Origin of the sequence: Streptomyces sp. NPDC021012 (genome assembly GCF_044333355.1) — a bacterium.
In the GTDB taxonomy this organism is placed as follows: domain Bacteria; phylum Actinomycetota; class Actinomycetes; order Streptomycetales; family Streptomycetaceae; genus Streptomyces.
The window spans coordinates 724,675-745,813 of the sequence record NZ_JBIRQU010000003.1; the positions used below are offsets into that span (position 1 = coordinate 724,675).

Below are 21,139 nucleotides of genomic sequence, written 5' to 3' on the forward strand. Positions count from 1 at the left end.
CCGTCGTGCCCCTCACGCGTCGTGGTGGTGCGTCCGGTCCGGCAGCCCCGCCTCGCGGCGCTCCTCGTCGCTCCACGCCCGGGTGTCGCGCGGCCTGACGTACGGTTCCCGGTCCGGCGGCATGCCGCCGACCACCGCGCGCCGGCGCAGCAGCTCGGCGTCGAACTCCAGCCCCAGCAGCACGGCCAGATTGCCGATCCACAGCCAGACGAGGAAGACGACGACGCCGGCCATGGTGCCGTAGACCCGGTTGTACGAGGCGAACGCGGAGACGTACGCCGCGAAGCCCGCCGAGGCAGCCATCCAGATCAGCAGGGCGAGCACGCTGCCCGGGGTGATCCAGCGCCATCCGCGGCCCTTGGCGTTCGGGCTCCCCCAGTACAGCAGGGCGATCATGACCACGGCGAGCAGGAGGAGGGCGGGCCATCTGGCCACCGACCAGATCGTCAGGGCGGTGTCGCCGACGCCCAGCGCGTCTCCGGCCCGGCGTGCCGCGTCGCCGCTGAGCACGAGCAGCAGGGCGCCCGCGGCGGCGGTCACCATGAGCGCCGCCGTCATGCCGAGCCGGACCGGCAGCAGCTTCCACAGGGGGCGGCCCTCGGGGACGTCGTGGACGCGGTTCGCGGCGCGCATGAAGGCGCCGACGTAGCCGGACGAGGACCACAGCGCCACCAGGAGCCCGACCCCGGCCATGAAGGCGCCGGTGCCGGTGCTGCCGCTCAGGGCCCGCAGGGCCTGTTCCAGGACGTCGCGGGCCGGTCCCGGCGCCAGCTCCCGGAGGCTTTCCGTCACCCGCTCGGTGGTGCGCCGTCCGCTGATCCCGAGCAGCGAGACCAGGGCGAGCAGTGCGGGGAAGAGCGACAGGACGCCGTAGTACGTCAGCGCCGCCGCCCGGTCCATGAGCTCGTCGTCCGTGAACTCGCGCACCGACCCCTTCAGCACCGCGAACCAGGAGGACGCGGAGAGGTCGGCGGGCGAATCGGGGGCGCGCTCCTCGACGGCGGTGCCCGGTCCGGCGCCCTCGGCGCCGGACGGGCCGGGGGTCGGGGTCGGGGGCTCGGGAGTCCGGCGTTCGGGGACGCTGTTTTCGGCCATGCCCCGACCGCTACCCGCCCCGGCCGGTCCCATGCCGGAGCCCTCCGTCCCGGCCGTCACGCCGAGGTGCCGGCCGGACGCCGGCGCCGCCACCAGCGGGGGCGGGTGCGGGGGTGCACGGCCCGGCCCAGCCGCCGGCCGACGGCCACGTACCCGAGCAGCGCGCCCGTCGTGTTGAGGAGGACGTCGTCGACGTCGAAGGCGCGGCCCGTCACGAGCGCCCCCTGCACCAGTTCCACGAGCAGCATGGTGGCGGCGGTGAGGAGCGCGACCCGGAGGAAGCCGCGGGCCCTGCGGGACAGCAGCGGCAGCAGGATCCCGAAGGGGACGCCGAGGAGGACGTTGCCCCCGAGCTGCTTGACGGTGTCCAAGAACGCGGGCCGGCCGAGGTACGCCTCGATCGAGCGCCCGGGCGTCAGGTTGTCGCGGGTGAGGGGCACGGACGCCGGCGAGGCCTCCAGCGTCAGCCGGGCCAGGACCACGGCGAACGCCACCATGCCGGCGAGGGCCGTGAGGGCGACGAGCGCCCGCACGAAGCGGCCCGGCCCGCGCGGGACAGGGGCCCCGGCACGGGGCGCGGCGGTGCCGGGGTCCGCAGGCTCCGGGCTCCCGGCGGCCCGCGCCACGTCGTCCGCGCGCCGTATGCCTCCCCCGGTACCCCCGTCCCCGCCGACGGCATCGGCGTCCCGTTCCTTCGGCACCCTTCTCGGAACTCTTCGACCGAACATGAGCCGTCTCCTCCCCTGGGCGTCCTCGTGCGATCGGACCCCGCGTACCCGCGCCCGGGGACGACATGCGCCGCGGTTCCCCGGGCCCCCACCTCCGGTCGACCCGGCGCTCGATCCGGAGAAGTCGTACGCCGTGTCGAAGCAGCGCGGCCTGCTCGACCGGATCGGGGATCTGTTCTCGGACGGCCCCGCGAGCGAACAGGCCGTCCACGTCCTCGCCGCCCGGCGCATCGGCGACGCGGCCCGCGCGTCCGACCTGACGTCCCGGGCGGAACGGAACACCGCCGCGATGCTGCGGGAACTGCTGCGGGGCCTGGGCTTCGAGCGGGTGACCGTGACCTTCGTCCGACCGGGGTCCACCGGGCCCGAAGCCGCCCGTCCGGGGACACGCGGACCGACGCGCCCGTGTCGGTCCGCCTACCGGGCAAGGGACTTCCACGAGCACTCACGACGACGACCGGGCCGCCCCGGACGCCACCACCGTCGAGGGCCCTGGGCTCGCTGTCCAAGGCGTTGGAGACCGCGGAGCGCGCCCGGGGCCGTCTGTACGGTTTCCACCGGCTGACCGGCACCGCGGACTTCGCACTCGACCGGGCGGCCCGGCTCCTGCGGGAGGCCGGGCACCGCGCCTGGGCGGACCGGGTGGAGACGGAGATCCTGGGACGCGACGCCATGTCGGGCCACTGGACGTACCAGATCGTCGACGCCTCCAACGAGACCTCCTACGAGCCGTTCCGGCACCTGGAGCGCACCGCGGTCGCGGCCCCGCCCGGCGGCCGGGAGCACCGCTTCGAGCCCCGGCTCCGGAGGGAGCGCCGCACTCCCGGCCACCCCGGCCGCGGGAACCGACGCGTGAGCCCCGCCGGCGTCCTCCCGGGTGCGAGGGCCGTGGGCCGGGGCCGGCACCCGTACGGATGAGGACGGCTCCGGGGTTCCCGCACCGGAGGCGTGTCCGGTGCGGGAACCCCGGAGCCGTTCGGGGCGATCGGATCAGTCGGCGGCAGTGCCCAGCAGACCCTCGCGCAGGCGCTTCACGGTGCGCGAGAGGAGCCGCGAGACGTGCATCTGTGAGCAGCCCAGCCGCTCACCGATCTGAGCCTGGGTCAGTTCCTCGACGAACCGCATGTGGATGATCCGGCGGTCGCGCTCGTCGAGGTCGGCGATGAGCGGGGCCAGCGAGTGGAAGTCCTCCACCAGCTCCATGGCGGGGTCCTCGGTGCCGATGAAGTCGGCCAGTGAGGCGTCGTTGTCCTCGTCCTCGCCGCTGAGGGCGGCGTCGAGCGACGAGGAGTTGTAGCCGTTGGAAGCCAGCCGCGCCTCGGTGACCTCCTCCTCGCTGAGGCTCATCAGCTCGGCCAGTTCCCTGACCGTCGGCATCCGTCCCAGGCGGGTGCTGAGTTCCTCGGTCGCCTTGGCCAGCTCCACGCGCGCCTCCTGGAGCCTGCGGGGAACGTGCACCGCCCAGGAGGTGTCCCGGAAGAACCGCTTGATCTCGCCGACGATGTAGGGGACCGCGAAGGTGGTGAACTCGACCTCGCGCGACAGCTCGAACCGGTCGATCGCCTTGATCAGGCCGATCATGCCGACCTGGACGATGTCCTCCATCTCGTCGGCGCGGTGCCGGAAGCGCCCGGCGGCGTAGCGGACCAGGCTCATGTTCATCTCGATGAGGGTGTTCCGCGCGTACTGGTACGCGGGCGTCCCCTCCTCCAGCGTCGCGAGCTCCTGGAAGAAGACCTTCGACAGGGCCCTCGCGTCCCTGGGTGCGACCGCCGACGTGTCCGCGATCTCCGGCAGCGCCCGTGCTCCGGACTCGACTCCCGCCATCGACATCGTGGTGACCGTCACACCTGTCTCCTTTCACGTGTGTTCCTCAGGGGTACGCGTGGCCCGAGACTGGCCGCCTACCCCGACTTCTCGCGTTCAGACCTGTCGAATCCGCATGGGTTTCCGGTCGGTTTTCCCCACCGTGCGAGGGGCAGACGCAATCCCTGACCGACCCTCAGGAGGAGAGACATGACACGGGACCCCTCGATGAGGGCCGTCGGCTGGGCGCGTTCGCTGCCGATGGGCAGCAGCGTGAAGACGGCCCGCGACTGGACGCGCGAGCACCTGGCGGCGCTCGGCTGGGACCGTACCGCCCCCGGCGTGGCGGACTCCGTCGTGCTGGCGGTCTCCGAACTCGTCACCAACGCCCACGTGCACGCCCGCAGCGACGCGCAGCTGATCCTCACCTGGGACGAGGAGTGCCTGCACGTCACCGTGCACGACGCCTCCCCGCGGGTGCCCGAGCAGCGCAGCCCGGACGACGGCGCGCCGGGCGGCCGCGGACTGCTCCTGGTCGACGCCCTCGCCGACGACGTGCGGACCCGCCCCTGCCCGCGGGGCAAGGACGTCACGGCCTGTTTCCGCCCGTCCGACCGCGGCCGTCCCGGCTGAGGGGGCCGCTTCCCGCCGCACTTCAGTGGCCCAGGGACGCGAGCAGCGGACCCCAGTCGATGTGGCGTTCCTCCGTGCCCTGCGGCACCAGGACGAAGGTCTCGCGCACGAAGCGGCCGATCGCCTCCTGCTCGCAGCGGACGACGGCGCACTGTGCCGCCGGCCCGAGCCGGAGCAGGAGCCCGCCGTCGGGGGTGGGACGGATCCGGACCTCGCCGTCGCCGGTGGGGCCGAGCGATCCGGCGAGGATCATCTCGCGGTCGACGCGCCACACCACCGGGTCCTCGCCGAGGAGGTGGAAGGCGATGCTCAGGGCATGGGGGTCGCGGGAGTCGTAGCCGACGGTGGTGTCGATCCGGACCGCCGCGTCCGCGGTGAACAGGTCCATGGCCATCGACTGGATGAGGCCGCGCGGTGCGGGGAGCGGTGCGACGGGGGCTGGGGCATGAGGTCCTCCGGCTGAGGGGCTGTCAGCGAGCGGGTGCGGTGTCCGCTTGTCCCGTCCCGTCCCTGTTACACCTCGTGCCGTCGTGGTGGATGCGTCGATGGTGTCGCGACTCGGTGAAGGCCGTGAAGGACCGTCAGGGACCGGCGGGACGGGGCTCTCCGCCGTGCCGGTCGGGTCCCGCGGTCTCGGACCGGCCCGTCAGGTGTTCGCAGGTGCCGGTGAGGAGGAGCAGCCGGCCGAGGAAGGGCAGTCGGCGGTGGCGGCCGGTTCGTCCCTCGTCTCCAGGGCCGCCCGCAGCCGTCGGCGGGCGGCGGCGAGGACGTCGGCCGGGGTGGTGGTCCGCCTGCTCATGCGGTGTACCTGTTTTGGGTGCGGCCGTTCACCGCGGACAGACGGGTGGTGTGCGGCGCGGTGATGGCGACGACCGCCATGTCGTCGTGAGGACCGTCGCCCACCCAGTCCCCGGCGATCGTCTGCACGCGCTCGACGACGGCCCCGGCCGGGAGCCCCACGCACTCGGAGAGCGCGGAGCGCAGCCGGTCCTCGCCGAACATGGCGGGGCCGAGCGGCCCGCCCCGGGCCTCCGTGATCCCGTCCGTGTAGAGCAGGCAGGTCTCGCCGGGGGAGAGGTCCACGGTCGCGGACCGGCTGGTGACGACGGGGAGGGCGCCCACCAGGGTCCCGCCGGTGTCGGCCTCCTCCACCTCTCCCGTGGCCCGCAGGACGAGCGGGCGGGGGTGGCCGGCGCTGGTGAGCCGGAGCCGCACCCGGCCGCCCGTGCGCCGCACCGAGGCCAGGACCAGGGTGGCGAAGCGGGTGTGCCGGGCGGTCAGCAGGGCGCCGTTGAGCAGCCGCAGGACGTCCTGGTGGTCGCCGGCGAGGGGCAGCAGGGCCTGCACGGTGCTGCGGATCCGGCCCGTGAGCACGGCGGCGTCCAGCCCCTTGCCGCACACGTCGCCCAGGACGGCGAGCGTGTCGCGGCCGTCGTCGGTGCCGGGGTGCACGTCGTAGAAGTCGCCGCCGATCCTCTCGGTGTCCCGGGACGTGCGGTAGCCGCCGGCGAAGTCGACGCCGTCGACGTGGTGGAGCCGGGGCGGGAGGAGTTCGGCGATCAGCGCGCGGGTGACGCGGGCCTGCTCCGCGTAGAGGCGCGCGGCCGAGAGGGCGGCGCCCGCGCGGGCGGCGAACAGCCGGGCGAAGTGCTCCTCGGAGGCGTCGAAGGCCCGCTGTCCGCCGCGCCGCAGCAGGACCAGGGCGCCCGCGGGCGCGCCGTGGCCGGGCAGCGGGGTGATGGCGACGGACCCGGGGGTCCCGTCGAAGCCCTCGGGCACGGCCCAGGACGGCAGTTCGGCCGGGTCGATCCAGCGGGCGGGCACCGGCGGGAAACCCCGGAGCGCCTCGGCGAGACCGGGCACGAGGGCCGGGTCCAGGGTGAGCTGCGTCCGCTCGAAGCCCCCGGCCATGGCGGTGACCACGGTGGAGCGGTTCCGCATCCCGGGCGGGGAGATCACGAGGGCCGCGTCGCCGAGGTGGTCGGCGGCGAGCAGGGCCGCCTTCTCCAGGCAGCGGTCGGGGTTGAGCGAGGCCAGCAGCTGGGTGGAGGCCTCGGCCAGGATCGCGTGGCGCTCCCGTTCGGTGCGCAGGGCGTCCTGCGCGGCCGTCAGGTCGGAGTCGTCGACCAGCCACCAAGCCACGTCGCCGTGGCCGGACTCGGTGGGGTGGGCCCTCAGGAGCCTGCCGTCGTGGCTGCCGCGCAGCGGGGCGGGTCCCGCCCCGGCGGGTGCGCGCGCCGGGCGGGCCAGCCGCCGGTGGGCGTCGGCGAGCCATCGCGGGACGGCTTCGTCCAGCCCCTTGCCGACCCCCAGTCGCGGGAAGAGGTCGGCCGCGGCGGCGTTGAACTCCACGACGCCGCCCTCGCGGTCGGCCACCACCGCAGGGTGCGGCGAACCGCGCCACCAGGGGTTCCCCGCTTCCGCGGTCTCCCGGGAGCGGCTGGACTCGTCCTCGAAAACAGTCATAAGCGTGGCCCGCGCGTCGTGGCCCGCCACCTTCCCACTCGACGACAGCTAGTCCGTCCACCCTTGCGCAGGGGGCTCCGCACATCAAGTGAACCCCCCTCTTCCGGTACGCGTACCGCCCGGCCCCGCACGATCCCCCCGGTTCCGGCACAGGTGCTTCACCGGAAGCGGCCCTCAGGCGGCGGACGGTCCAGCTCGGGGAAGCGGCGTGGACGTCACCGTCTCCTTCCACGTTTGCCCGTCCTCCGGATTCATGGCGGAGGACGGAGTTTCGGGGTGGTGTTCGGGGTCAGTCGGATTCCGGAACGCGGTCCGCTCCCGGAAGGATTCCGCCGTGCCGGTCTTGCTGGTCCTGGTGTTCGGTGTCGGTGTGGCGATGACGTGGTGGAGCGTCGTGCCCGCCCCGCGCGGTCCGCGGCGCGGTCCCCGGTGACGCCCCGGCGCGGCCCCGCGGGTTTCACGGACGGACGAGCGGTCAGGCGGACGGGGACACGAATCCCTGCTCCTGTGCCAGGAGGCTCACATGGGAGGCCGGCGTGCGGCCGCGGCCTGTCAGGAGGTCGACCCCGATCTGTTCTTCCCGGTGGGGACCGGGGCTCCCGCGCTCGCGCAGGAGGAGGCCAAGAGGGTCTGCCTGCGCTGCCCGGTACGCGAACCGTGCCTGCGCTCGGCCCTGGCGCAGCCGCGTCCGCCGTCGGGCGTGTGGGGCGGCCTGACCGAGGCCCAGCGGCGGTCCCCGGCACGCCGGGCACGCCGACGGGCGGACGACCGCGGGTGACCGGCCCGCGGATCACGCCCCCGGACGTTCCCGGAGGCGTCCGGGGACCCGGGCGTGGTGCCGGTGCGTCACCGCGCCCGCCGGTTCCGCGGGTCCGCGGGGTCGGCGGGCTCCGGCAGCAGGGAGAGGCGGGCGCGGACCCGCTTCCCCGCCGGGGCGGGCTCCACGGTCAGGCTCTCGCAGACGGCGACGACGATCTCGACGCCGTGCTGGCCGATGCGGCGGGGGTCGTGCCCGCGGGGTACGGGAGCGGCGGCCTCCTGGTCGAAGACCGAGATCTCCAGGACGTCGCGGCCCAGTTCGAGCAGGAGTCGGCAGGGACCGGCCGTGTGCCGGATCGCGTTGGTGACCAGTTCGCTGACCACCAGCTGCGCGAGCTCGACGCGCTCGTCGCCGACCGGTCCGCGCAGCACGGCCGGGGCGGCCGCGAGGAATTCGGCCGTGAAGGCACGTGCCGACGCGATCGCCCCGCCCCGGGAGGCGTCGCCGTAGACGACGCCCGCGGACAGCAGGGGCTCCGGGACCGCGCGCTCCGCGGTGATCGCGTCCGTCATGGCGCTGGTACTCCCCTCGTCCTGGGCCGGTGGCCGGGCTCCTCGTACCCGCCTTTCCCCTCTTCATGGTTCTCACACCGCACGCCCCGCGGATCACCCCGAGGGCAGCGCGTCAGGGGGACGCCGGCCAGGTCCCCCCGTGCCGTCCCCCGTCCGGCGTCTCGGCCCCGTGGCCGCGCCAGTCGAGACAGAGTACGAGGACGGGGGCCGACGCGCCACGACGGGCGTCACGCAGCGCCCGTACGACGGCCCGGGGGACGTCCGCGCCCTTCCGGTGGCGTACCCGGGTGAGGGCGCGGGCGACGGGACCGTCCGGTGCCTCGTCCCCGCCGCCGGCCGTCGGCTCCCCGGCGCCGTGGGCGACGAAGACCAGCCGGTCGCCGCGCAGGAGGCGCAGGCGCTGGGGAGCGTAGACGGTGTCCTCGAACATGCCCAGGGGCAGTTGGCGGTCCAGGTCGATGCGCTCGGTCCCGGTGGGGCGGAGGCGCCAGAGCGTCGGCGACCCGGCGTCCACCACCTCGGCCTCGCCGGTGGCCAGGTCGATCCGGAGCAGCAGGGCGGAGAGCGGGTGCCGGCCGCGGTACTGCCCGTAGAGCGCCTGGTCGGTGAGGCTGGCCTGGGCCACCAGGTCGAGCCCGGCCCGCCGGGCGTTGCGGAACGCCATCAGGGCGAGGGTGCTCGCCAGGGCGGCCGGGGTGCCGGGGCCGGCGCTGTCGGCGACGACGATCACGAGGTCCCGCTCGGTGGCGCTCCAGTCGAGGAGGTGCCCCCCGGAGGCGTAGGCGGGCTCCCAGTGGGCGTGGAGGTCGAAGGCGGGTCCGGCGCAGGCCCGGCCCGGCAGGGTGTCCCACTGCATTTCCCCCGCGATGCTGAGGGCGTGCGTCCTGCGGGTGCGGCGGTACAGGTCGGTGTGGCGGTCGGCGACGCGCAGGGCGTGCCCGAGGGTCTCGGCGACCCGGGCGAGGCTCGCGGCGGTCTCCGGCGCGGAGCGCTCGGCGGGCAGGACGACGACCAGGACGCCGAACCGTTCTCCGCGGACCGTGACGGGCAGGTAAACGGTCGCCGTGGGCCCGACATCACGGAAAAGATATGGTTGCTGGGTGCGGAAGACGCGGCCGGCGGGGCCCGCGTCCACGGGCGTGTGCGACATCCCGGCAGGGGCCTGGACGGGCTCCACGGGGCGCAGGGTCGTGCATCCGTAGTCGATGAGCAGCAGATCGGCGGAGGTCGCGGCGTACAGCTGCGCGAGACTGGTACGGAGGGAGTCCAGGAGGAGGTGTGGTGCCGCCCCGCGCAGTGCGCCTTCCACTGTCACGTATCGATCCACCGGATCCGTACCGCCTTCTGGAGAGATGTGGAGATGACCGGTCCGTCGCAAGGCCGCTGTCCCCGGCCCCGGACGTCCGAGGAGGGTCGGCAGGCATGACGAGCAACCCCGCCCCGCCGCCACGGGAGCCGCAGCGGACGGCCGAGTCCGCCCGGGAGCTCATCGAGCTGCTGGAGGTGCTGTGGGAGCGCGGCCGGGACATGGTGTCGTCGACACCCGTCTCGGCGAGTCAGCTGCGCGTGCTGTACAGCCTGGACCGTGAGGAGGGGATCAGCCTGCGCACCCTGGGGGAGCTGCTCGGCTCCGCCCCGCCCTCGGTGAGCCGCATGTGCGACCGGCTGGAGGCGCTGGGCTTCGTGCAGCGGCTGCCCAGCCCCGTGAGCCGCCGGCAGCTGGAGCTGCACCTGACCGCGCACGGCAAGGCGTACCTGCGGGACCTCAGGGCCCAGCGCGAGGAGGCCCTGCTCGCGGTCATCGCGGACATGTCGCCGACGAGCCGCAAGGCGCTGCTGCGGGGGCTCACCGGGTTCCACGACGCGGTGGGAGGGGGCGGAGCGGCCGCCTCGTCACGCGCCCGCACTCCGCTGAAGGACGTCAGTTCGGCCTGACCCCCGCGCGACGCCGGCTCCGGCCGGGCGCACACCCCATGTCCTCATTGCCACCTCTGGTCGTCCTCGACGCGTTCTTCCGGGCACCGCCCGGGTGTTGCCCCAAGGATACAGTTGTCATACTGCAACTGTTGACGCGGTGCCGTGCCAGTCGAGGCAGACGACCAGGGCGTCGTCCTCCAGCGGGCTGCCGCCGTGGTGGACGGCGAGCTCCCGGAGCACCGCCTGCGGCACGTGCGTGGGCGGCAGCAGTCTCGTCCCCCGCAGCGCGCGGGCCAGTGCCCGGTCCCCGTAGCTCTCCCCGGCCGGCGAGACGGCCGCGTACACGCCGTCGCTCCCGAACAGCAGCCGGTCGCCCGGCCGCACCGAGAACCGCTCCGGTACGTACACGGTGTCCTCGAACATGCCGAGGGGCAGCTGCGCCTCGAAGCCGACGGACTCCACCACCTGTCCCCGCTGCCGCCACAGCCGGGGCGAACCGGCGTCCACGGCCTCCACCTCGCCCGTGGTCAGGTCGAAGCAGAGCAGCAGCACCGACACGAAGGACTCGCCCCGGTACTGGGCGTACACGGCCTGGTCCGCCAGAGCGGCCTGGTCCGCCAGGGGGAGGCCGGCCCGGCGGGCGTTGCGGAGCGCGTTGATCGCGAGGTTCGTCAGCAGGGCGGCCTCGATGCCCTCTCCCATGCCGTTGGTGACCGTCAGCGTCAGCCGGCCGTCCGAGACCGACCAGTCGTAGTTGTCGCCGAAGATGGCGTAGGCGGGCTCCAGATGGGCGGCCAGGGCGAACTCGGGACGGGCGCAGGAACGGCCGGGCAGCAGCTGCCACTGCATCTCCGCCGCGAGCGTGAGCCGGGTCGCGCGCCGCGCCAGGACGTACAGGTCCGTGTCGCGCTCCGCCACCAGGATCTCGTGGCCGAGCGCCTCGCAGAGCTGGTCGAGCCCCGGCAGCAGCTGCCCGACGTCGGCCCGCGGAGGCAGCTCGGCCGTCAGCACCCCCAGCCGGTCCCCGCGGACCGTGACGGGCAGATGGAGCCGGAGCGCCCCGGACTCCCGGGCCGCGTACGGCTCCTGGGAGCCGAAGGCGCGCCCCTGGGGACTGTCGTGGATCGGCACCGACGGGTCCGCACCGGGAACGTGCCCGACGAGCTGGAGCGTCCGCAGGCCGTAGTCGGCCATGCGGAGCTCCACCCGCAGCACCCCGTGCTCCCTGAGGGCGTCCTCGACGACTCCCACGAGCCGGTGGGGGGCCGCCCGGCGGAGCGCCTGCTCGATCTCGGCGATCTCGCGCACGGTCTTCCTCTTCCTCTTCCCTGCGCCCGGTCCCTGTGCACGGGACTGTGCCGTCCGCTACCTCGTGCCGCCGGCCGCGGCCAGCGCGTCCGCCACGGCGTCGTGCGGCGGGATGGTCGTCGTCACGCCGGTGATCTCCAGGATGCGGCGCACGGCCGGGGTCGGCGCGGCGAGGTACAGGTCGCCGTCGCTCTCCCGCGCCTTGTTGACCGCCCGGATCAGGACGTTCAGCCCCGAGGAGTCCATGAAGTCGAGGGCGGACAGGTCCAGCACGAGGCGGTGCCGCCCCTGGCCGAACTGCTCCGTCAGCAGCTCCTGGAGCCGGCCGGCCGTCTCCATGTCCAGCTCGCCCGCCACGGTCAGCACCGCCGTGCGGCCGTCGCGGATCTCGACGTCGACATCAAGGTTCGGTTCACGCTCGGACATGTCTCCTGCTTTCCGTGGGGGAGGGGGCCGGTCTCTGGGTGGGCGGGGTCAGAACACCTGGACACCGACCACGCACGTGTCGTCGTCCGTGTCCGACTTGCTGCGCGCGAGCAGCTGGTCCAGCCGGTGTTCGAGGCTGTCGGACGGCTGCCGGGCGACGGCGAGCAGCTGGGCGACGGAATCGTGGACGGCGGTGTCGCGCCGCTCGACGAGCCCGTCGGTGTACATCAGCACCGTGTCGCCGGGTTCGAGCCGCAGCTCCGTCTCCTCGTACTCGGCCTCCGCGAGGGCTCCCAGCAGCACCCCGCGCAGGAGCGGCAGGTCGAGCGCCTCCTCCCCGCGCACCAGCACCGGCGGGAGGTGTCCCGCGCGGGCCCAGCGCAGCGTACGGCTCTCCGGGTCGTAGACGCCGCAGACGGCGGTGGCCGTCACGTGGGCGGTGAGGTGGTGGGCGACGCTGTTGAGCCAGGACAGCAGCTGCCCCGGGCCCGCGCCCGTGACGGCCAGGCCGCGGAGGGCGTTGCGCAGCACCACCATGCCGGTGGCGGCCTCCACGCCGTGGCCGGCGACGTCCCCGACGCACAGGAGCACCTTCTTGGACGGCAGCACGACCGCGTCGTACCAGTCGCCGCCGACCAGGGCCCCGGACTCCGCGGGCCGGTAGCGCACGGCCACGTCGAGTCCCGGGGCGTCCAGCGGCGGCATGGCCGGCGGCATGATCGCGTGCTGGAGCTGGAGGGTGAGCCGGTTGCGTTCCTCGGCCGCCTCCTCCGTCGCCGCCAGCCGGTCGCGGGTGGCCGTGAGGGCGACCTCGGTCCAGTGCTGCGCCGAGATGTCCTGGTACGCGCCCCGGACGGTCTGGAGACCGCCGTCGCCGCCCGGGGCGGGTTCGGCGGTCACCCGGATGTGCCGGGTGACGCCGTCGTGGCGGAGCATGCGGAAGGCGGCGGAGCCCACCCGTCGATGGTGCAGCACCTTCTGGAGGAAGCGGCGGACGGTGTCGGCGTCGTCGGGGTGGACGTGGTCGGCGAGGTCGCGCAGGGCGACCGGCGGCTCCGTCGTCCCGCGGCCGAAGAGCTCGTACAGCTGGCTGTGCCAGGTGATGTCACCGGTGACGAGGTCCTCCTCGAAGGCACCGACCCGGCCGAGGCGCTGGGCGTGCTGGAGGAGGCTGGCGAGGCGCGCCGACTCGTCCTCGACGCGCCAGATGAACAGGACGCTCGCGCCGTACCGGCTGATGCTGATGTCGGCGAGCGAGGCGAGCGGCACCTGGTCCACCAGGGCCGTGAGCCGGACCCGGCGGGCGCGGAACGGCTCCCCCGTGGCGTAGACCCGCTCGATCCGTTCGAAGAGTTCGCTGCCGCCCGCCGTCGCCGGGTACGCCTCCAGGAGCAGGGCTCCGTCGACGGAGCCGCGGGGCCGTCCGGCCGGATCCTGGAAGTGCGCGTTGGCGTGCCGGATGCGGAAGTCGACGAGCTTCCCCGTCTCGTCCAGGTGGGGGGTCAGGACGAGGGCGGGGTCGTAGAGCCCGTCCGAGAGTTCGGCCAGCGCCGTCGCCCCCTCCCCGCCGGGGACCGGGAGGCCGTCGGGGACGGAGAAGCCCCCGGGGGGCGCCTCGGGCAGGGTCTCCAGGGTGTGGGCGCAGAGCTCGGCGAGGGCCTCGATCTGGCGCTCCACGACCTGCGGCAGGGGATCGAGCGGGCGGGCCCAGCAGATCTCCAGGACGCCGTGGATGCGGCCGCCGGTCCCGGCGGGGACGACGACCCGGCCGCCGTCGGGATGGCGCCCGCGGCCGATGGAGGGGATGCCCGAGGCCGCCAGGGAGGCGTGGCGGACGGTTCGGCGTCCGATGAGCGCCTGGCGGGCCGCGGTGGTCACGCCCGGCGGCACGTAGTGCCAGCGGGCCGCCTCGTCGAGACCGAAGCCGGCGTGCCCGCGCAGGCTCAGCGAGGTGTCCGGACCGGTGGTCCAGATCGCGACGGCGACGGCGCCCAGCGGTTCGAGGGCGTGCCGGAGCAGGGACTCGGCGACGGCCTGGGTGTCGCCGGCGCCGAGCGCCGCGCTCTCCGCCGTGCGCAGCCGCACGGCGACCGAGGCGGCGGCGGTGGCCGGGGGCTCGCCGACGGCCGTTCTCACGAACTCGTCCACCGCCTCGGCCATCCGGTCACGGGCCGCCTGGTTGATGATGTCCGCGGCCAGCTCCAGCCGGGACAGTCCGGCCCGGTCGGCGAGCTCCGCGAGCTGGCGGGCCGCCTGGGCCGGGCCGCAGCCCAGGCGCTCGACGATGACTCCCTTGGCGAGCTCGATCAGGGCGCGGCCCTCGGCCGCCGCGTGCGCGGCGCGCACCTCGCCGCGCAGCCGTTCCACCGTGGCGGCCAGCCGGCCGTCGACGGCCGCGGTGTCCGAGACGGCCGGGACGTCGTCGCCGGGGTGCGGGACGCCGCTGCCGGAGGGCGGGGGAGTGGTCACGAGGCCGTCCCTCCGTCCAGCCAGCGGCGGACGCAGGCGATGAGTTCGTCGGCGTCGACGGGCTTGGTGACGTAGTCGCTGGCCCCCGACGCGAGGCTCTTCTCCCGGTCGCCCGGCATGGCCTTCGCGGTGACGGCGATCACGGGCAGGTCCGCGTACTGGGGCAGCTCCCTGATCCGCGCGGTCGCGGTGTAGCCGTCCATCTCCGGCATCATCACGTCCATCAGGACGAGGGAGACGGCCGGGTTCGCCAGCAGCGTCTCGATGCCCTTCCGCCCGTTCTCGGCATGCAGCACCGTGATGCCGTGCAGCTCCAGGATGCCGCTGAGGGCGTACAGGTTGCGGGCGTCGTCGTCGACGGCGAGCACGGTCCTGCCGCTCAGGGTGCTGTCGACGGCCCGGGGCGCGGGCACCCGGTGGTCGCCGCGCACCAGGGGCACGACGTCGCCGGGCTGCTCCGCGGACAGGTGCAGGGCGATCCGCTCGCGCAGCTCGTCGAGGCTGGAGAGGAGTTCCAGCGGTCGGCGGCGGGCGAGGTCCTGGAGGGCGCCCTCCTCGTCGGCGGGGAGCCGGCGGTTGTTGTGGGCGAGGACGGGGACGGTGCGCAGCGCCTCGTCCCCGTCCACGGCGTCCAGGAAGCGCAGGGCGTCGCCGTCCGCCATGTCGACGTCGAGCACGACGCAGTGGAACGGCTGGGCGGCGAGCGCGGCGGCGGCCTCCTGGGGGCCGACGACCGCGACCAGTTCGATGTCCGACCGGCCCGTCTGCCCGCCGTCGGCCGAGAGCTGGCCGACCGCGTTCTCGGCGACGACGGCGAGGAGCCCGCGCGGGCGCTCCTCGATCACGAGGAGGCGCCGGGGCGGCCGGGCGGCCGTGCCGGCGGGCAGCGCGAGCCCGCCGCCCCGGCCGGGGGCCGCGCCGGCGGGCCCTGCCGGGGAGTCCGTCGGCAGGGCGGAAGGGGCGGGCTGCTCGGCGAAGTCGGCGCGGGCGACGGGGAGGTAGAGGGTGAAGGTGCTGCCCTCGCCCGGCACGCTGGTGACGGTGAGGGCGGCGCCGAGGAGATGGGCGATCTCGCGGCTGATGGAGAGGCCCAGGCCGGTGCCGCCGTACTTGCGGTTGGTCGTCCCGTCGGCCTGCTGGAAGGCTCCGAAGATGGCCTCCAGGTTCTCGGGGGCGATGCCGATGCCGGTGTCGGCGACGCGGAAGGCGACGACGGGGCCGCCGCGGTGCACGGACACGGGCAGCTCGTCGTCCGACGCCGGTTCGATGCGCAGCTCGACGCTGCCGTGCTCGGTGAACTTGACCGCGTTCGACAGCAGGTTGCGCAGCACCTGCCGGAGCCGCGTGTCATCGGTGACGAGGTCGACGGGGACGCCGGCGGCCGTGGAGACCGTGAAGGCGAGGCTCTTCTGCGAGGTGAGGGGGCGGAACGTGGCCTCGACGTAGTCGAGGAGCCTGCGCAGCGGCACGCGCTCCGGGTTGAGGTCCATCTTCCCGGCCTCCACCTTGGAGAGGTCGAGGATGTCGTTGATCAGCTGGAGCAGGTCGGATCCGGCCGAGTGGATGATGCCGGCGTACTCGACCTGCTTGGCCGTGAGGTTGCGGGTCGGGTTCTGGGCCAGCAACTGGGCCAGGATCAGCAGGCTGTTGAGAGGGGTGCGCAGTTCGTGGCTCATGTTGGCCAGGAACTCCGACTTGTACGTGGAGGCCAGGTCGAGCTGCTGGGCGCGGTCCTCCAGCTCCTGCCGGGCCTGCTCGATCTGGAGGTTCTTGGCCTCGATGTCGCGGTTCTGCGTGGCGAGCAGGGCCGCCTTCTCCTCCAGCTCGGCGTTGGAGCGCTGGAGCTCCTCCTGCCGCACCTGGAGTTCCTCGGTGCGCGAGCGGAGTTCGCCGGCCAGCCGCTGGGACTCGTCCAGGAGTTCGTCGGTGCGGACGTTGGCGACGATGGTGCTCAGGTTGACGCCGACGGTCTCCATGAGCTGTTCCAGGAAGTCCCGGTGCACGGAGGTGAAGGGGCTGAAGGACATCAGCTCGATGACGCCGAGCACCTGCTCCTCGACGACGACCGGCAGCACCACGAGGCTGCCCCGGGACGTGCTGCCGAGCCCCGAGGAGATCGTGACGTAGTCCTCGGGGACGTTCTCGGCGGTGACGGTGCGGCGGCTGCGGGCGGCCTGCCCGACGAGCGACTCGCCCAGCCGGAAGCGCACCAGGTCCCGGTCGCCCGCGGGGCGTCCGTAGGAGCCGACGAGGCCCAGCTCGACGCCGTCGGCACCTTCCTCGGCGAGGTAGAACGCGCCGTACTGGGCGCCCACGAGCGGGGTCAGCTCGTCCATGACGAGTTCGGCGACGACGGCCAGGTCGCGGTGGCCCTGCATCAGCGCGGACATCCGGGCCAGACTGGACTTGAGCCAGTCCTGCTCCTGGTTGGCCCGCGTCGTCTCGCGCAGCGAGCCCACCATGGCGTTGATGTTGTCCTTGAGCTCGGCCACCTCGCCCGACGCCTCGACGGTGATCGAGCGGGTGAGGTCGCCCTCGGCGACGGCGCTCGCGACCTCGGCGATGGCGCGAACCTGGCGGGTGAGGTTGCCCGCCAGCTCGTTGACGTTCTCGGTCAGCCGCTTCCAGGTGCCGGAGACCCCCTCGACCTCGGCCTGGCCGCCGAGCCTGCCCTCGCTGCCGACCTCGCGGGCCACCCGGGTCACCTCGGCCGCGAACGAGGACAGCTGGTCGACCATCGTGTTGATGGTCGTCTTCAGCTCCAGGATCTCGCCCCGGGCGTCCACGTCGATCTTCTTCGACAGGTCGCCGTTGGCGACGGCGGTCGTGACCTGGGCGATGTTCCGGACCTGTCCGGTCAGGTTGTTCGCCATGGAGTTGACGTTGTCGGTGAGGTCCTTCCAGGTCCCGGCCACGTTCGGCACCCTGGCCTGGCCGCCGAGCCGGCCCTCGGTGCCGACCTCGCGGGCGACCCGGGTCACCTCGTCGGCGAAGGCGGACAGGGTGTCCACCATGGTGTTGATGGTGTCGGCGAGGGCGGCGACCTCGCCCTTGGCCTCCACGGTGATCCGGCGGGAGAGGTCGCCGCGGGCCACGGCGGTGGCGACCTGGGCGATCGAACGCACCTGCCCGGTGAGGTTGGAGGCCATCACGTTGACGTTGTCGGTGAGGTCCTTCCAGGTGCCCGAGGCGCCCCGGACGGTGGCCTGGCCGCCGAGGTTGCCCTCGGTGCCGACCTCGCGGGCGACCCGGGTCACCTCGTCGGCGAAGGCCGAGAGCTGGTCCACCATCGTGTTGATGGTCGTCTTCAGCTCCAGGATCTCGCCCCGGGCGTCCACGTCGACCTTCTTCGACAGGTCGCCGCCCGCGACGGCGGTGGCGACGTGGGCGATCGCCCGGACCTGGGCGGTGAGGTTCCCCGCCATCGAGTTGACGGAGTCGGTCAGATCGCGCCAGGTGCCGGAGACGCCCTTCACGTCGGCCTGTCCTCCGAGGATGCCCTCGGTGCCCACGTCCCGGGCCATGCGCGTGACCTCGTCGGCGAAGGCCGAGAGCTGGTCCACCATCGTGTTGATGGTGTTCTTCAGCTCCAGGATCTCGCCGCGCGCGTCCACGTCGATCTTCTGGGAGAGATCTCCCTTGGCGACGGCCGTCGCCACGTGGGCGATGTCGCGGACCTGGGTGGTGAGGTTGCCGGCCATCGCGTTGACCGAGTCCGTCAGATCGGCCCAGGTGCCGGAGACGCCGGGCACGGCGGCCTGCCCGCCGAGCGTCCCCTCCGTGCCGACCTCGCGCGCCACCCGCGTCACTTCGGAGGTGAACAGGGAGAGCTGGTCGACCATCCCGTTGAACACCCGGGAGATCTCGCCCATCAGCCCGTCGGCCCCGTCCGGCAGACGGGTGCCGAAGTCGCCGTCCCGCACCGCCGTGAGCCCGGCCAGCAGCTGGCGGAGTCCAGGCTCGACCACCGCGGCCGGCCCGGACCGCTCCGGTCCGGAGGAACCCCTGGTCGTCGTCTCAGACATGCCCCATCCTCGTTCCCCACCATGTGCGCACACGGACCGTCCGGCCCACGCCACGCGCCGGCCGACCGTTCCCCGGGGTCGGATCCGGCTGCCGCGATCGTTGCCGTACGGCAATCATGACGACACTACCCCTCCGTGATCGACAACAGGAGGGCGGTGCCGGTCATCCGGCCGGAACCCGTCCTTCCCGGCCCCCGGACGGAGTGTGCGCCGCCGCGACCGGGGTACACGCGCCCCGAACCGGGCGGTCCCCCGCCCCGACGACGAGGGGAGCAGTACGTGCTGATGGCCCACCCCGCGGTCCTGCGCGAGCTCATCGAGCAGTACGAGACGCTCAAGATGCTCAAGGCCGAGAACGGCGGCGAAGAAGTACGGCGGCGCATGGACGACCTCGCCTACACGCTGTGCGTGTCCACCGGTACGCGGGACGTGGACGCGGCGCTGATCGCGGCCCGCCACCGTCTGCCGGGCGCGCGCCCCGAGGACGACTCGGTGCTGAGCGCCTGAGCACGCGGCCGAGCCCGGCACCTCCGTCAGGAGGGTGCCGGGCTCGGCCGCGCCGCGGGCGGGAGCGCGCCCGCCCGGGGGACCGCCTACCAGCGGTACCAGCGGCTCGTGCCGCCCCTCGGCCGGGCCACGAAGCCCAGCAGCCACAGGACGAGCACGACGACGGCGATCCACCAGAGCGCCTTGACGGCGAAGCCGGCGCCGAAGAGCAGCAGGGCGAGGAGCAGGACGAGAAGCAGGGGGACCATGTGGGTCGACCTCCGTGAAGACGGTGACTGACGGAAGGTGAAAGGGCGGCGGACGGCGGACACGCGCGCCGGCCTCTCGCGGGGCGGAAGCGCCGCCCGCTCAGCTGCGGCGTTCGAAGAACAGGGCCACCGGGCCCAGGTCGCGTCGTGCGGCCAGGCGTCCGGTCCGGCGCCCCCACCCGTACGCGAGGGCGAGCGCGGCCGCCGTGCCGGCCGCGGCACCGGCCGTCACGGTCCGGTGGGCGCGCACGACGGCCCGCAGGCCGCCCCCGGTCCCGCGGGCCGCTTCCGCGGACGGCGCGGGAAGGAGGCGCAGGCCCGCGAGAACGGCCGGCTCGTACGCCTCGTCCAGGTCGGGGTCATCCACCCGCGTCAGGCCGGGGCGGTCCGGGACGGCGTAGGGGCCGGTCCAGGGGAGGGGGTTCCGTCCGTTGCTCTCCGAAGCACTCATGGGCACCGTCTCGCCGGAGTCCCGCACGCTAAACCCGGTGGATCACGACCCCGCCCCGCGCCTCTTCCCCGCATGCTTGACCGCGCCCGTACGGGACAGACGACCGTCCATGGTGACGTCACTGCTCGTGGTCTGTTCCGTCCTCGCCGCGCTCGCCACCGGCCTCGCGGCCGTCCTGGTGTCCCCGTGGTGGTGGTGCGCGGCCGGCCCCGCCCTGCTGCTCGCCGCGGTCGCGACGTACGACGTCGTCCAGCGGCGCCACTCGATCCTGCGCAACTATCCGCTCCTCGGGCACCTGCGGTTCGCGATGGAGGCGATCCGCCCCGAGGTGCAGCAGTACTTCGTCGAGAGGAACGTCGACGGCGTGCCCTTCGACCGGGACACCCGGTCCATCGTGTACGAGCGGGCGAAGGGGACGGACGCCGAGGACCCCTTCGGCACCGAGCTGGAGCTGGACCGGACCGGCACCGAGTACCTGGTCCCCTCCATGGCCCCGCGCCCGGTGCCGGACGAGCCGCCCCGGGTCCGGATCGGCGGCCCCGACTGCGCGCGGCCCTACGACATGGCCCTGCTCAACGTGTCGGCGATGAGCTTCGGCTCCCTGTCGGCCCCGGCGATCCGCGCCCTGAACGAGGGCGCCCGGCGCGGCGGCTTCGCCCACGACACCGGCGAGGGCGGGATGTCGGAGCACCACCTCGCCCCCGGCGGCGACCTCGTCTGGGAGGTCGGGACCGGGTACTTCGGCTGCCGTGCCGAGGATGGCGGCTTCGACCCGCGGAAGTTCGCCGAGAAGGCCGCGCTCGACCAGGTCGCCTGCGTCCTGCTGAAGATCAGCCAGGGCGCGAAGCCCGGCATCGGGGGAGTGCTGCCCGGCTCCAAGGTCGGCCAGGAGATCGCCGCCGTCCGCGGCGTCCCCGAGGGCCGTACGGTGGTCTCCCCGCCGTACCACCGCGTCTACCGGACCCCCCGGGAGCTGGTGCGCTTCCTCGGCCGGATGCGGGAGCTCTCCGGCGGCAAGCCGGTCGGCTTCAAGCTGTGCGTGGGCGCGCGCCGCGACTTCCTCGCCGTCTGCAAGGCGATGCTGGAGGAGGACCTCACGCCCGACTTCATCGTCGTCGACGGGGCGGAGGGCGGTACGGGCGCCGCCCCGCTGGAGTTCGCGGACACCGTCGGCCTGCCCCTCACCGAGGGCCTGACCACGGTGCACCGGGCCCTCGTCGGCACGGGGCTGCGCGACCGGATCAGGATCGGCGCCTCCGGCAAGGTCGCCACCGGGAGCGACATCGTCAAGCGGCTGATCCAGGGTGCCGACTACACCAACTCCGCCCGGGCCATGATGTTCGCCCTCGGATGCGTACAGGCCCAGCGCTGCCACACCAACACCTGCCCCGTCGGGGTGGCCACCCAGGACCGCCGGCGCGCCCGCGCCCTCGACGTCCAGGACAAGGCGGAGCGGGTCCGGCGCTTCCAGGAGGCGACCGTCCGAAGCGCCCTCGCGCTCATGGCCGCCATGGGCGCCGACGGCCCCGGGGACCTGGGGCCCGGCATGCTGCTGCGCCGGGTGGGACCCGACGCCGTGCGCTCCCACGCCGAGCTGTACGAACCGCTCGAACCCGGTCTGCTCCTGTCGCCCGCATCGGTTCCGGACACCTGGGCAGGCGACTGGAAGGCGGCCCATCCGGACCGGTTCACCCTCCGGTGAACCGGTCGACAGCCCCAGAGGAAGGA

General features: G+C 74.0%; 20 protein-coding genes and 1 pseudogene. 7 read left to right on the forward strand and 14 right to left on the reverse strand.

Translation table 11 applies throughout. The annotated features are described in order from the left end of the window. Positions 1-12: 12 nt before the first annotated feature. On the reverse strand, positions 13-1,095 hold the full coding sequence (locus tag ACH4TP_RS13155) for a YihY/virulence factor BrkB family protein (RefSeq protein ID WP_398437602.1): 1,083 nt from the start codon (positions 1,093-1,095) through the stop codon (positions 13-15). A gap of 56 nt (positions 1,096-1,151) precedes the next feature. Further along, the gene (locus tag ACH4TP_RS13160; protein WP_398187870.1) at positions 1,152-1,721 is read right to left on the reverse strand and encodes a VanZ family protein; all 570 of its coding nucleotides are present in this window, start codon (positions 1,719-1,721) and stop codon (positions 1,152-1,154) included. Positions 1,722-1,926: 205 nt separating this feature from the next. Between ACH4TP_RS13160 and ACH4TP_RS13165 the strand changes: the two are divergent. Both ACH4TP_RS13165 and ACH4TP_RS13170 read left to right on the forward strand, forming a co-directional pair. Continuing rightward, positions 1,927-2,166: pseudogene (locus ACH4TP_RS13165) on the forward strand (DUF4230 domain-containing protein); the annotation flags it as partial. Positions 2,167-2,336: 170 nt separating this feature from the next. Further along, positions 2,337-2,741: a hypothetical protein gene (locus tag ACH4TP_RS13170; protein WP_398437604.1), complete on the forward strand. Its 405-nt coding sequence runs from the start codon at positions 2,337-2,339 to the stop codon at positions 2,739-2,741. A 72-nt stretch (positions 2,742-2,813) separates the two neighbouring features. On the opposite strand, the gene ACH4TP_RS13175 is transcribed toward ACH4TP_RS13170, so the two are convergent. Then, positions 2,814-3,656, reverse strand: a complete 843-nt coding sequence (locus tag ACH4TP_RS13175; RefSeq protein ID WP_389225511.1) for an RNA polymerase sigma factor SigF — start codon at positions 3,654-3,656, stop codon at positions 2,814-2,816. A 183-nt stretch (positions 3,657-3,839) separates the two neighbouring features. On the opposite strand from ACH4TP_RS13175, the gene ACH4TP_RS13180 reads away from it, so the two are divergent. After that, entirely contained in the window at positions 3,840-4,262 is a 423-nt protein-coding gene (locus ACH4TP_RS13180) for an ATP-binding protein (RefSeq protein WP_389225294.1), read from the forward strand. A 22-nt stretch (positions 4,263-4,284) separates the two neighbouring features. Here the strand turns inward: ACH4TP_RS13180 and ACH4TP_RS13185 are convergent, their stop codons facing one another. The 3 genes from ACH4TP_RS13185 to ACH4TP_RS13195 all read right to left on the reverse strand — a co-directional run bounded on the left by ACH4TP_RS13185 (position 4,285) and on the right by ACH4TP_RS13195 (position 6,728). Then, positions 4,285-4,650 (reverse strand): SsgA family sporulation/cell division regulator, encoded by a 366-nt coding sequence (locus tag ACH4TP_RS13185; protein ID WP_398437606.1) that lies wholly within the window; start codon positions 4,648-4,650, stop codon positions 4,285-4,287. A gap of 258 nt (positions 4,651-4,908) precedes the next feature. Beyond that, positions 4,909-5,061: a hypothetical protein gene (locus tag ACH4TP_RS13190; RefSeq protein WP_398437608.1), complete on the reverse strand. Its 153-nt coding sequence runs from the start codon at positions 5,059-5,061 to the stop codon at positions 4,909-4,911. Further along, complete coding sequence (locus tag ACH4TP_RS13195) at positions 5,058-6,728, reverse strand: SpoIIE family protein phosphatase (protein ID WP_398437610.1); 1,671 nt, start codon at positions 6,726-6,728, stop codon at positions 5,058-5,060. The genes ACH4TP_RS13190 and ACH4TP_RS13195 overlap by 4 nt, the downstream gene beginning before the upstream one ends. A 523-nt stretch (positions 6,729-7,251) precedes the next feature. Between ACH4TP_RS13195 and ACH4TP_RS13200 the strand changes: the two genes are divergently transcribed. Continuing rightward, complete coding sequence (locus tag ACH4TP_RS13200; protein ID WP_398187775.1) at positions 7,252-7,506, forward strand: WhiB family transcriptional regulator; 255 nt, start codon at positions 7,252-7,254, stop codon at positions 7,504-7,506. A gap of 68 nt (positions 7,507-7,574) precedes the next feature. Here the strand turns inward: ACH4TP_RS13200 and ACH4TP_RS13205 are convergent, their stop codons facing one another. Both ACH4TP_RS13205 and ACH4TP_RS13210 read right to left on the reverse strand, forming a co-directional pair. Continuing rightward, positions 7,575-8,060, reverse strand: a complete 486-nt coding sequence (locus ACH4TP_RS13205) for an ATP-binding protein (protein ID WP_398187778.1) — start codon at positions 8,058-8,060, stop codon at positions 7,575-7,577. Between the two features lie 112 nt (positions 8,061-8,172). Continuing rightward, on the reverse strand, positions 8,173-9,375 hold the full coding sequence (locus tag ACH4TP_RS13210; protein ID WP_398437613.1) for a PP2C family protein-serine/threonine phosphatase: 1,203 nt from the start codon (positions 9,373-9,375) through the stop codon (positions 8,173-8,175). A 107-nt stretch (positions 9,376-9,482) separates the two neighbouring features. Between ACH4TP_RS13210 and ACH4TP_RS13215 the strand changes: the two genes are divergently transcribed. Further along, positions 9,483-9,995 carry a MarR family winged helix-turn-helix transcriptional regulator gene (locus ACH4TP_RS13215; RefSeq protein WP_041132383.1) on the forward strand — a complete coding sequence of 171 codons (513 nt, stop codon included), beginning with the start codon at positions 9,483-9,485 and terminating at the stop codon, positions 9,993-9,995. 117 nt (positions 9,996-10,112) lie between these two features. Here the strand turns inward: ACH4TP_RS13215 and ACH4TP_RS13220 are convergent, their stop codons facing one another. Genes ACH4TP_RS13220 through ACH4TP_RS13235 form a run of 4 tightly spaced genes read right to left on the reverse strand, consistent with a single transcriptional unit; the run spans position 10,113 to position 18,205 of the window. Then, entirely contained in the window at positions 10,113-11,285 is a 1,173-nt protein-coding gene (locus ACH4TP_RS13220) for a PP2C family protein-serine/threonine phosphatase (protein ID WP_389225280.1), read from the reverse strand. Positions 11,286-11,342: 57 nt separating this feature from the next. Further along, positions 11,343-11,711, reverse strand: coding sequence for an STAS domain-containing protein (locus ACH4TP_RS13225; RefSeq protein WP_398437616.1), 369 nt, complete (start codon positions 11,709-11,711; stop codon positions 11,343-11,345). A gap of 48 nt (positions 11,712-11,759) precedes the next feature. Then, on the reverse strand, positions 11,760-14,180 hold the full coding sequence (locus tag ACH4TP_RS13230) for a SpoIIE family protein phosphatase (protein ID WP_398437618.1): 2,421 nt from the start codon (positions 14,178-14,180) through the stop codon (positions 11,760-11,762). Continuing rightward, entirely contained in the window at positions 14,177-18,205 is a 4,029-nt protein-coding gene (locus tag ACH4TP_RS13235) for a HAMP domain-containing protein (protein WP_398437620.1), read from the reverse strand. Before ACH4TP_RS13235 ends, ACH4TP_RS13230 begins: the two co-directional genes overlap by 4 nt. A gap of 279 nt (positions 18,206-18,484) precedes the next feature. Between ACH4TP_RS13235 and ACH4TP_RS13240 the strand changes: the two genes are divergently transcribed. Further along, entirely contained in the window at positions 18,485-18,712 is a 228-nt protein-coding gene (locus tag ACH4TP_RS13240; RefSeq protein ID WP_041132388.1) for a DUF5133 domain-containing protein, read from the forward strand. 86 nt (positions 18,713-18,798) lie between these two features. Here the strand turns inward: ACH4TP_RS13240 and ACH4TP_RS13245 are convergent, their stop codons facing one another. Next, positions 18,799-18,960: a DUF5670 family protein gene (locus ACH4TP_RS13245; RefSeq protein WP_041132389.1), complete on the reverse strand. Its 162-nt coding sequence runs from the start codon at positions 18,958-18,960 to the stop codon at positions 18,799-18,801. A 100-nt stretch (positions 18,961-19,060) separates the two neighbouring features. Next, complete coding sequence (locus tag ACH4TP_RS13250) at positions 19,061-19,411, reverse strand: hypothetical protein (RefSeq protein ID WP_398437623.1); 351 nt, start codon at positions 19,409-19,411, stop codon at positions 19,061-19,063. A 109-nt stretch (positions 19,412-19,520) separates the two neighbouring features. Here ACH4TP_RS13250 and ACH4TP_RS13255 point away from each other — a divergent pair, with 109 nt between their 5' ends. Then, complete coding sequence (locus tag ACH4TP_RS13255) at positions 19,521-21,113, forward strand: FMN-binding glutamate synthase family protein (RefSeq protein WP_398437625.1); 1,593 nt, start codon at positions 19,521-19,523, stop codon at positions 21,111-21,113. The last annotated feature ends 26 nt before the right edge of the window (positions 21,114-21,139 follow it).

What these genes read in the sequence shown, in the direction of transcription:
- ACH4TP_RS13205 (WP_398187778.1), bottom strand. Translation starts at nt 8,060, where the DNA reads ATGACGGACGCGATCACCGCGGAGCGCGCGGTCCCGGAGCCCCTGCTG.
- ACH4TP_RS13180 (WP_389225294.1), top strand. Translation starts at nt 3,840, where the DNA reads ATGACACGGGACCCCTCGATGAGGGCCGTCGGCTGGGCGCGTTCGCTG.
- ACH4TP_RS13255 (WP_398437625.1), top strand. Translation starts at nt 19,521, where the DNA reads ATGGTGACGTCACTGCTCGTGGTCTGTTCCGTCCTCGCCGCGCTCGCC.
- ACH4TP_RS13175 (WP_389225511.1), bottom strand. Translation starts at nt 3,656, where the DNA reads ATGTCGATGGCGGGAGTCGAGTCCGGAGCACGGGCGCTGCCGGAGATC.
- ACH4TP_RS13190 (WP_398437608.1), bottom strand. Translation starts at nt 5,061, where the DNA reads ATGAGCAGGCGGACCACCACCCCGGCCGACGTCCTCGCCGCCGCCCGC.
- ACH4TP_RS13245 (WP_041132389.1), bottom strand. Translation starts at nt 18,960, where the DNA reads ATGGTCCCCCTGCTTCTCGTCCTGCTCCTCGCCCTGCTGCTCTTCGGC.
- ACH4TP_RS13235 (WP_398437620.1), bottom strand. Translation starts at nt 18,205, where the DNA reads ATGTCTGAGACGACGACCAGGGGTTCCTCCGGACCGGAGCGGTCCGGG.
- ACH4TP_RS13200 (WP_398187775.1), top strand. Translation starts at nt 7,252, where the DNA reads ATGGGAGGCCGGCGTGCGGCCGCGGCCTGTCAGGAGGTCGACCCCGAT.
- ACH4TP_RS13225 (WP_398437616.1), bottom strand. Translation starts at nt 11,711, where the DNA reads ATGTCCGAGCGTGAACCGAACCTTGATGTCGACGTCGAGATCCGCGAC.
- ACH4TP_RS13250 (WP_398437623.1), bottom strand. Translation starts at nt 19,411, where the DNA reads ATGAGTGCTTCGGAGAGCAACGGACGGAACCCCCTCCCCTGGACCGGC.
- ACH4TP_RS13195 (WP_398437610.1), bottom strand. Translation starts at nt 6,728, where the DNA reads ATGACTGTTTTCGAGGACGAGTCCAGCCGCTCCCGGGAGACCGCGGAA.
- ACH4TP_RS13215 (WP_041132383.1), top strand. Translation starts at nt 9,483, where the DNA reads ATGACGAGCAACCCCGCCCCGCCGCCACGGGAGCCGCAGCGGACGGCC.
- ACH4TP_RS13155 (WP_398437602.1), bottom strand. Translation starts at nt 1,095, where the DNA reads ATGGCCGAAAACAGCGTCCCCGAACGCCGGACTCCCGAGCCCCCGACC.
- ACH4TP_RS13185 (WP_398437606.1), bottom strand. Translation starts at nt 4,650, where the DNA reads ATGGACCTGTTCACCGCGGACGCGGCGGTCCGGATCGACACCACCGTC.